General features: G+C 56.1%; 3 protein-coding genes. All 3 read right to left on the minus strand.

Features of this window, described 5'->3' with window-relative positions:
• Positions 1 to 996: anthranilate phosphoribosyltransferase (trpD, locus tag AB8B76_RS11815; protein WP_405272705.1), on the minus strand; the 996-nt coding region annotated here is incomplete at its 3' end.
• A gap of 14 nt (positions 997 to 1,010) precedes the next feature.
• Positions 1,011 to 1,616, minus strand: coding sequence for an anthranilate synthase component II (locus AB8B76_RS11820; protein ID WP_405272707.1), 606 nt, complete (start codon positions 1,614 to 1,616; stop codon positions 1,011 to 1,013).
• Positions 1,616 to 3,103: an anthranilate synthase component I gene (gene trpE / locus AB8B76_RS11825; RefSeq protein ID WP_405272709.1), complete on the minus strand. Its 1,488-nt coding sequence runs from the start codon at positions 3,101 to 3,103 to the stop codon at positions 1,616 to 1,618. Before trpE ends, AB8B76_RS11820 begins: the two co-directional genes overlap by 1 nt.
• Between the last annotated feature and the right edge of the window lie 6 nt (positions 3,104 to 3,109).

The raw sequence follows: 3,109 nt of genomic DNA on the forward strand, positions 1-3,109 counted from the left end.
AGCCTGCCCTGTGGATAAAAGGTCCTCAGCCAGGGCGACGCCGTCGGCCAGAGATGAGGCTACGCCTGAAACATAAATCGTCGCTCCGGCGTTCATCGCAATAATCTGCCGCGCTTTTTCGGGATCCGTCGTATCGCTATCACCCCCTCTACCGGAAAGTGCAGCGCGAATCAGTGCCGCCGAAGCCTGGGCAGAATCCACCAACAAACCACCCAAGTCGGTCACCCCAAGACCAAAGTCTGCAGGGTTAATGATGTAGCAATGAACCTCTCCGTCGCGCAGCTCCGCGACACTCGTGGGCGCTGCAATGGAAATCTCATCGAGCCCGTCTTGTGCATGCACGACCATCGCGTGCTCACTACCCAGCGCCTTGAGCGCGTGCGCCAGGGGCTCACACAAGTCCGCGTCGTACACGCCCAGCAGCTGACGCTTTACCTGCGCAGGATTTGTCAGAGGACCGAGGAGGTTAAACAAGGTTCTCAAGCCCAGCTCCCGCCGTGGCCCAATGGCGTAACGCATAGCACTGTGGTGTGCCGGTGCAAACATGAATCCAAGCCCCACATCCTCGATAGCCCGAGCCACCTGCTCTGGATCAAGATCCAGGGGCACGCCGAGCGCCTCAAGAACATCGGAACTACCGCTGGTGCTGGATACCGAACGATTGCCATGTTTAGCCACCTGCGCACCGGCTGCCGCCACAACGAAACACGACGCTGTGGAGACGTTGAACAAATTGGCGCCGTCACCTCCAGTTCCCACGAGATCAACCAGATTATCGCCCTGAACCGTCACAGGCGTAGCGAGGTCACGCATGACCGCAGCTGCAGCCGCAATCTCATCAATGGTTTCGCCCTTAATGCGCAAACCCATAAGCAATCCGCCGATCTGAGCGTCCGTAGCGTCTCCCGACATAATCTGGCGCATCACTGCCGCCATTTCTTCTCGGCTGAGGTCTTTCTGTTCGACAACGCGTCCCAGCGCTTGCTGAATATCCATCACCTGCTCCTCCACTAACTCTTCGCCATGTCCCCGGGAATGCTCTGCATCATGAAGTTCTTCAAAAGTGCGTGGCCGTGTTCGCTAAGAACTGACTCTGGGTGGAACTGCACACTCTCAGCACCTGTGGCGCGATGCCTAAGGCCCATAATTTCGTCAACCTCACCCGTCTCATCGACGGTCCATGCAGTGACATCGAAGTCACCCGGCAAGCTGTCTCGATCCACCACGAGGGAGTGATAGCGTGTTGCCACAAACGGCGACGGAATTCCCGCAAAGACGCCACTACCATCGTGATGAATTTGTGAAGTCTTTCCGTGCATGACCTGCCGCGCGCGCACCACCTCTCCGCCATAAACCTGACCCAGGCTCTGGTGGCCTAAACAAATGCCCAAAATGGGCAGACTTCCCGCAAACTCACGAATGGTTTCCATGGAAATCCCCGCTTCGTTGGGTGTGCAGGGACCGGGGGAGATCACAATACGTTCGGGGGCAAGAGCTGCTATTTCTTCAACAGAGATTTCGTCATTGCGAAATACCTGAACGTCAGCGCCCAGCTCAGCGAGGTACTGAACCACGTTGTAGGTAAAGGAATCGTAATTATCAATCATCAGTAACATTAGCTCTGCACTCCAGCATCAACCATCGCAACCGCACGCAACATCGCGCGCGCCTTGTTCAGGGTCTCCTGCCACTCGGTGCTGGGAACAGAATCCGCCACGACTCCCGCGCCAACCTGAATATGCAATTCACCGTCCTTCAACACCGCCGTACGAATAGCGATGGCCGTATCCATGTCTCCCGCCCACGATAAATACCCCACCGCGCCACCATAAATACCGCGCTTTACCGGCTCCAGTTCATCGATGATTTCCATTGCTCGTATCTTTGGTGCACCGCTTAAAGTACCCGCGGGGAGCGCTGCTCTTAGCGCATCCATGGACGAGAGACCCTCGTCCAGCTGGCCCTCTACATTGGACACAATGTGCATCACGTGGGAGTAGCGCTCTACCAACATGTTCTCGGTCAGTTCTACCGTGCCTGTTTGGGCGATACGTCCGACGTCGTTGCGCCCCAGATCAATAAGCATGAGGTGTTCGGCTAACTCCTTAGGGTCCGCAAGCAACTCAGCTTCGAGAGCATCGTCCTCTTCCTCGGTTTTACCACGGTGACGAGTACCGGCTATGGGTCTCACCGTCACCTTGCCCTCTTCGGCTCTTACTAATATTTCCGGTGAGGATCCCACCACCTGAAACTCATCGAGGTCCAGAAAGTAGAGATACGGTGAGGGATTAAGATTGCGCAGTGCCCGGTACAAATTTAACGGTGGCGCGCTAAAGGGCACGGTCATGCGCTGGGAGGGCACGACCTGCATGGCATCGCCTGCCAATACGTACTCTTTCACTTTGTGTACAGCAGACTCGTACTCGCCCTGACTGAGGCTATATCGTGCGTTGGCCTCGTGAGCACTTCCATCGGCACCTGCCAGAGACACCCGAGGCAGCGGCGCCAGCGGCGTATCGAGGGATGCTACTAACGAGTCCAAGCGTTCGTTGGCTCTGTCAAAAGCCCCTTCAACGGCGGGGTCGACGTTGACCACCACCCGCAAAGTGCCAGCCAGATTATCGAATACCAAAACCTCCTCAGAAAGCATCAGCAATATGTCTGGCGTGTGCAATTGATCCTCGGGGCAGCTATCCGCCAGGCGCGGCTCTACATAGCGCACCGTGTCATAGGCAAAATAGCCAACCAATCCACCGTGAAATACCGGCAGGGCATCCTGATCCGGACTTTTAAAACACTGCTGATAAGCCTCCACAAAATCGAGAGGATCCGCTACCTCTTCGGTTCCGATGCACTCTCCATCTACCCAGCTCTCGACGCGATAGCCAAAGACCTTGATCAGTTCTCGACAAGGCAGGCCAATAATCGAGTAACGCCCCCACTTTTCACCGCCTTCTACTGATTCAAAGAGATAGGAATAAGGCCCCTCGGCGAGCTTACGGTAGGTGGATAGAGGAGTATCAAAGTCGGCGAGCACTTCACGGTGCACGGGCACGCGGTTGTAGCCCTGAGCAGCCAGTGCGGCAAATTCATCATTGGTCATGAGGTG

The sequence above is a fragment of the Congregibacter sp. genome, from assembly GCF_045107095.1.
Classification (GTDB): domain Bacteria; phylum Pseudomonadota; class Gammaproteobacteria; order Pseudomonadales; family Halieaceae; genus Congregibacter.